Genomic DNA, 6,100 nt, shown 5'->3' with positions numbered 1-6,100 from the left:
CCGCCGCACAGGTCCCGTCCCAGCCTGTCACAACGCTCGGTGATGTTCGGCGAATGCCTGTTCGTCACCCGGGTGGGCGAGGGGGCACGAGCCGGTGCGCGGGCGCGTGTGACCGGGGCGGGGGCGCATCCGCCGGACAGGCCCTACGCCCGCTGCTTCCCTGGCATCCGGCGCGGGTCCGTCGTGTCCACCCAGCGGCCGATGCCGAGCGCCAGGGCGATCAGGGGGGCCGGGTAGCCGAGGCCCACCCACTGCACCACCGTCGTACGGGTGCCCAGGTCCGCCTCGATGTCCGGCAGCGCGACGCCGACGATCGACGCGTCCGGCAGCGCGACGCCGACGATCGACGCGTCCAGCTGCGCGACGAAGAGGTCCGGACACGCTGGTGGACGGCATCGGCCCGGACCGGGGCGGGACCCGAGCGGGGCTCAGCGGCCGTCGTAGCCCGCCGTCGGCATGGACAGGCGGCGGTGCACCAGGGCCTTCATCTGCGCGTCGTAGGCGGGCTCCGCGCAGCCGACCGTCTCGACCCGTACGCCGCGGCGCGCGCACTCCGCGGTGAACTCGTCGACGTCGGTCAGGGCCTGCTCCAGGACACGGCGGCTGGGCGCGACGAAGAGGTCGACGAGACCGGCCTCGACGTCGGACCACAGGGCGCTGTGGTCGGGGCGCAGCCCGCGTACGAGGAGTTCGCGTGTGACCACATAGCCGCGGTCGGCGGCCCAGCGGGCGCACATGGCGTGCTGGCCGCGGGAGTCGACCAGGAAGGGCTCCACGTCCAGTTCCTCCAGCGGTGTCAGGCTGGCGATGGCCGCGACCCGCACGACGGGCGGCATGCCCAGGACATGGCTCACGTATCCCATGGAGTCCCCCCTCACCTCCGGGTTCAGCCGCAGACCCTACTCCTGCCCGTAGGCTCGGGGGGAGTCGCACGAAGGAGGCAAAGGAAGTGCCGGTGGAGATCACCTGGTGGGGTCATGCCACTTGCACCGTCGTGGACTCGGGTACGCGGGTGCTCACCGATCCGCTGTTCGCGCGCCGGCTCGCGCACCTGCGCAGACGCCGGGGCGCGCCGCCCCCGCCCGAGGCCGCTGTGGCGGATGTGGCGTTGGTGTCGCATCTGCACGCCGACCATCTGCACGTGCCCTCGCTCGCACGGCTCGCGCCGGGGACGCGGCTGCTGGTGCCGAGGGGTGCGCCCCGCCAGGTTCCGGGTCTGCGCGGGCTCGCCCATCTGCGGCTCACCGAGGTGGCGCCCGGGGACGCGACCCGCGTCGGTGACCTGGTCGTCCGCACGGTACCCGCGCGGCACGACGGTCGGCGGCTGCCCGTGGGACCGCACCGGTCACCGGCTCTCGGCTTCGTGATCGAGGGGGCCGCGCGGACCTACTTCGCCGGGGACACCGGGCTGTTCGAGTCGATGGCGAAGGAGGTCGGCCCGGTCGACGTGGCGCTGCTGCCGGTCGGCGGCTGGGGACCGTACCTGGGCCCGGGTCACCTGGACGCGGGGCGCGCGGCGCAGGCGCTTGCGCGGCTCATGCCCCGAAGCGCGGTCCCGGTGCACTACGGCACGTACTGGCCGATCGGCCTGGACGCCGTGCGCCCCCACGAATTCCACGCCCCCGGCGACGAGTTCGCCCGCCTGGCCGCGACCCACGCCCCCGAGGTGACGGTGCACCGGCTGGGCCACGGGGAACGCATACGACCGGAGGTGACCCGATGAGACGTGGGCGCGGGACTCGCCGCACGGTCCTGGAGGGCTGCCCGTGATGCTCCTGGCCGTGGTGGACAGCGGTGTGTCGACCGAGTCCACCCAGCAGGCGGTCGGTTATCCGACGCTGTTTCTGCTGGTGCTGGTCGGGGCGCTGCTGCCGGTCGTGCCGACGGGGGCGCTGGTGAGTTCGGCCGCCGTGGTGGCCTTCCACCAGACGGCGCCGTTCTCGCTGCTGCTGGTGTTCCTGGTGGCGGCCTGCGCCGCGTTCCTCGGGGACATCGCGCTGTACTGGCTGGGGCAGCGCGGTATGCGGCTGAAGAACGGGTCGCGCTGGCTGGAGGCGATCCGCCGGCGCGCTCCCGAGGACCGGCTCGCGCAGGCGCAGGAGAAGCTCGACGACCACGGGGTGGCCGTGCTGGTGCTGTCCCGGCTCGTCCCGGCGGGCCGTATCCCGGTCATGCTGGCCTGTCTGATGGCCAAGATGCCGCTGCGCCGCTTCGCCCGCGGCAACCTCCCGGCCTGCCTGGCCTGGGCGGTCACGTACCAGCTCATCGGCATCCTCGGCGGCACCCTGTTCGCTGAGCCGTGGGAGGGCGTGGTGGCGGCGGTCGCGCTGACGCTGCTGATCAGTGCCGTGCCGAGCGTGTGGCGCAGGGTCCGCCGGAACGCCGCCCACTGACCGCCGCCCGCTGCGACCGCCGCCCGCTGAAACGTCGCCCACTGAACTCCCTTGCCCGGCCCCGGTCGTTCAGCCCAGCACCCGCGCACCTCCCACCGGTAGGTCCCACAGGTCCTCGCGCGGCAGCCCCGCCCGCTCCCAGGCCGCCCGTACCCGGGTCAGCGGTTCGAGGACGGGCTCGGCCGAGAGCACGAACGTGCCCCAGTGCATCGGTGCCATCCGGTGGGCGCCGAGGTCCTGGAAGGCGCGGACCGCCTCCTCCGGGTCGCAGTGCACGTCGCTGAGCCACCACCGGGGCTCGTACGCGCCGATCGGCAGCAGCGCGAGGTCGATGCCCGGGTAGCGGCGGCCGATCCGGGAGAACCAGTGGCCGTAGCCCGTGTCGCCGGCGAAGTGGATCCGGTGCCCGGCGGTGTCGGTCAGCACCCAGCCGCCCCACAGCGAGCGGCAGGTGTCGGTCAGGGTGCGCTTGGACCAGTGGTGTGCCGGTACGAAGTCGAAGCGGGCTCCGCCGAGTTCGGCCGCCTCCCACCAGTCGAGCTCGGTGACGCGGGTGAAGCGGCGGCGCCGGAACCAGCCGCCGAGCCCGGCGGGCACGAACATCGCGGTGTCACGCGGGAGCCGCCGCAGCGTGGGCGCGTCCAGATGGTCGTAGTGGTTGTGGCTGATGACGACCGCGTCGACACGCGGCAGGGCGCTCCAGGGCACTCCGACGGGTGTGATCCGCGCGGGGGTGCCGAGGATTCGGCGGGACCAGACCGGGTCGGTGAGGACGGTGAGCCCGCCTATGCGGATCACCCAGCTGGCGTGCCCCGCCCAGGAGACCGCCACGGTGCGGGCGTCCACCCTCGGCAGGGGCTGTGGATCGTACGGCAGCCGCGGAACGTCGGCGAGTCCCTCGGGTCCCGGCCGCACCGTGCCCTCGCGGGCGAACCGCGCGAAGGCCCTGAACCCGGGCAGCGGCGTGGTCAGCCGGTCCGCGAAGGAGCGCGGCCACACCCGCCTCTCCCCCGGCGGACGCGGCTCGGCGAGGGGACACGGTCCGGAGGGCGCCACCAGGGGGCCGGCCGCCGTGGCCGGGCTTGACGGGGACGACACGAAAGGCAGGGGCACGGGCGGGACGGGCGCGTCGGTGTCCACCGGGGATCTGCGGGCGGGGGCGTCGCCCGCGGCGGGGGTCGCACTCGTGCTCGTGGTCGGCTCGGACTGCTGCGTCATCGTGGAGACTCCCCTCGCTGAGCGTCGTCACGGAGATCGGAGTTCGGTGATCACGGGGATCGGAGATCACGGGGAACGGAGATCACGGGGAACGGAGATCGTCGAAAGCCGAACCGAACGCGGCCAACGCGCGCTCGACGTGCGGCAGTTCCAGTGGCTCGCCGGACGCGAGGGACGCGGCCCGCTCCTCGGCGGTGGCACCGAGCAGCGGACTCGTCGACAACCGGACGCGCAGCGCGCCGAGGTCGTCCCCGAAGCGGTGGCCGCCGGGTGCGGGCATGCCCAGCCGGGCGGTGAGGAAGTCCTCCAGTTCCTGTGCGTCGCCGACCCCGTGCGCGGCGAGCTCCGAGCGCAGCGGGCCGAGATCCGCGTACAGATGCCGCCCCGCCCGCGGAGGCGGGGCGAGTGCTCCGGCGGCGACCACGGCGTGGTGCGCGGCGGAGGCCACGCGCGCGTGGAGGCGTACGGCGGCGTGGAGCCGGGCGGTGACCTCGTCGGGCTCGCCGAGCGCGTACCCGGCGGCCACGCCGACCGGCATGGCGACCCGGGCGCCGAGCGCGGTGAGCACGTCGAGGACGCGGGCCCGCAGTGCGGCGCCCGCGTCGGTATCGGGGAAGCGGGCAACGGCGGCGGGCCACCCGGCCGGCAGGAAGGGGCCGCCGAGGTCGGTGACGACGGTGACCCGGTCGGGCTGCATCTCGGCGGGACTGAGCAGCACGGTGTCGTGCGGGTCGTGCACGGTGTCGCGCCAGGTCTCGTCGCTGACCAGGTGCAGCCCCTCACCCAGGGCGGCCTCGACGGTCTCGTGCACCAGTTCGGGCGGGGCCACGGTGGCGGTGGGGTCGTCGGCGGGGCAGAGCAGCACGAGGCGTGGGTCGCCGCCCTCGGCGCGGATCCTGCGGACGGTCTCCAGCAGCGCGTACGGGTCGGGAATACCGCCGCACTCGGCCGGTGTGGCCACGTGGAAGGCGGATCTTCCCAGTGCCCGGGTCTCGGGTGCCCACCAGGCGGCGCACGGCCGGGGGACCAGGACATCGCCGCCGACAGCGGCGGTCAGTGCCAGGAGCAGCGCGGGTGCGCCGGGGGCCGCGGCCACCTGGTCGCGTGCGGTGGTCAGGCCCCGCCGGTCCCAGTAGCCGCAGGCGGCGTCCAGGAGGGCGGGGCCGCCTCCGACGGGTTCGGCGTCGGGGCGGCCCGCCGCGGCGGAGAGCACCGCCGTGAGTTCGGGCAGGAGGGGAAGCCCCTGGTCGGGGAAGGGCGGGCCGTAGCGGACGGGCCCGTGCCCTTCCGTTTCCGTCCGCCGCATCTGTGCCTCCGCGCAGTCGCTGGTGCGTGTGCCGTGGGCGCCGGACGCCCGCCCGCCCCGTACGGCTCCGACGGCTCCGATCGCCTCCTCGGCCTCCGAGTACCCAGGGTCCCGCGCGGCCATGGGCGCCCGGCCGGGTTGCACCGGTCACAGCGTCAACGGTGCCGGGTGGCCCCTCTGCGCAGCACGCGCTGGACGGCGGCGCCGAGCGCGCCCGCGATCAGAAGGCCACCGGCGACCATGGCCGGGACGGAGTCGGTGAACGCGCCGCCCTCGCCCGCGTGCACCCCGTGCCGCGGTCCCGGCGAGGCGGTCCCGTCGTGGTCCTTGCCGTGGTGGTCGCCGCCGCGGGACACGGTGAACGTCGCGCTCCACGGTCTGCCCTGGCCGCCGGGTGCCGCCGGGCAGGTGCCGTCGACGGTCCACTCGGAGGACTTGGACTTGCCCGCCGCGTCCGCGCCGCCCTCCGACTTCAGGGAGGAGGCGATCCGGGCGGTTCCGCGGTAGGTGGGGCGGCGCTGGGAGTCCTGGCCGGCCATGGGGTCGAGGCCCGCCGCCGGGTCGCTGGCGGTCGCGGGGCTGTCCCCCTGCACGGAGGCGTCGCCCGCCGCCGGGTCGGGGCTTGTCAGGGTGTCGGCGCCCGTCGCGGAGTCGGGGGCCGTGGCCGAGCCGGAGTCCGTGGCGGTGCCGTAGTCCGAGCCGGTGTCCATCGTGGCATCGGGGCCCGTGACGGACTCGGAACCCGTATCGGAACCCGTCACGGAATCGGAGCCCGTCACGGAATCGGAGCCCGCAACGGAATCGGAGCCGTACTCCGAGCCGGGGTCCGTCGCGGAGTCGGACCCCGCCACGTGACCGGTGCCCTCCGCCCCGGGGTCGTCATTGCGCGGGTCGTCGTGGCCCTGGACGCGGGAGAGCCTGACGGTGCCCTGCTCGAAGGCCCGGGAGCCGGCCTCGATGGTGTCGGGCGCGGGGCCGCCGGTCGGGTCGCAGGTGACGGTGATCGTGATCGTGTCGCCGGGGGCGACGGTACGCGGACTGACCTCCGCGGTGGGTTCGGCGGACGCGGCCGGGGCGGCGGCGCCCAGCACGGCGGCGGCCAGGACGGCGGACGCGGCGGCGGACAGGACACGGGCTCTGCGGCGCACGGGCGGGCGCGTGAGCGGGCGCACGGGCGGGGGCG

6 protein-coding genes are annotated in these 6,100 nt (G+C 75.2%); 2 read left to right on the top strand and 4 right to left on the bottom strand.

What is annotated here, in order from left to right:
• Positions 1 to 428 precede the first annotated feature (428 nt).
• Positions 429 to 863: a hypothetical protein gene (locus tag FNH04_RS39630; RefSeq protein WP_152790911.1), complete on the bottom strand. Its 435-nt coding sequence runs from the start codon at positions 861 to 863 to the stop codon at positions 429 to 431.
• An 86-nt stretch (positions 864 to 949) separates the two neighbouring features.
• Here FNH04_RS39630 and FNH04_RS39625 point away from each other — a divergent pair, with 86 nt between their 5' ends.
• Entirely contained in the window at positions 950 to 1,723 is a 774-nt protein-coding gene (locus FNH04_RS39625) for an MBL fold metallo-hydrolase (RefSeq protein WP_322725200.1), read from the top strand.
• A 46-nt stretch (positions 1,724 to 1,769) separates the two neighbouring features.
• Entirely contained in the window at positions 1,770 to 2,393 is a 624-nt protein-coding gene (locus FNH04_RS39620; RefSeq protein WP_152790917.1) for a DedA family protein, read from the top strand.
• Positions 2,394 to 2,462: 69 nt separating this feature from the next.
• On the opposite strand, the gene FNH04_RS39615 is transcribed toward FNH04_RS39620, so the two are convergent.
• The 3 genes from FNH04_RS39615 to FNH04_RS46930 all read right to left on the bottom strand — a co-directional run.
• Positions 2,463 to 3,611, bottom strand: a complete 1,149-nt coding sequence (locus tag FNH04_RS39615) for an MBL fold metallo-hydrolase (protein WP_194236970.1) — start codon at positions 3,609 to 3,611, stop codon at positions 2,463 to 2,465.
• Between the two features lie 82 nt (positions 3,612 to 3,693).
• Entirely contained in the window at positions 3,694 to 4,917 is a 1,224-nt protein-coding gene (locus tag FNH04_RS39610; protein WP_152790913.1) for an aminotransferase class I/II-fold pyridoxal phosphate-dependent enzyme, read from the bottom strand.
• Between the two features lie 155 nt (positions 4,918 to 5,072).
• Positions 5,073 to 6,100: hypothetical protein (locus FNH04_RS46930; protein ID WP_228031886.1), on the bottom strand; the 1,028-nt coding region annotated here is incomplete at its 5' end.

The organism is Streptomyces phyllanthi, from assembly GCF_009377205.1.
In the GTDB taxonomy this organism is placed as follows: domain Bacteria; phylum Actinomycetota; class Actinomycetes; order Streptomycetales; family Streptomycetaceae; genus Streptomyces; species Streptomyces phyllanthi.
The sequence above is the reverse complement of the archived record's forward strand: the minus strand, read 5'-3'. Positions and strand labels throughout refer to the sequence as shown.

What these genes read in the sequence shown, in the direction of transcription:
- FNH04_RS39630 (WP_152790911.1), bottom strand. Translation starts at nt 863, where the DNA reads ATGGGATACGTGAGCCATGTCCTGGGCATGCCGCCCGTCGTGCGGGTC.
- FNH04_RS39620 (WP_152790917.1), top strand. Translation starts at nt 1,770, where the DNA reads ATGCTCCTGGCCGTGGTGGACAGCGGTGTGTCGACCGAGTCCACCCAG.
- FNH04_RS39615 (WP_194236970.1), bottom strand. Translation starts at nt 3,611, where the DNA reads ATGACGCAGCAGTCCGAGCCGACCACGAGCACGAGTGCGACCCCCGCC.
- FNH04_RS39610 (WP_152790913.1), bottom strand. Translation starts at nt 4,917, where the DNA reads ATGCGGCGGACGGAAACGGAAGGGCACGGGCCCGTCCGCTACGGCCCG.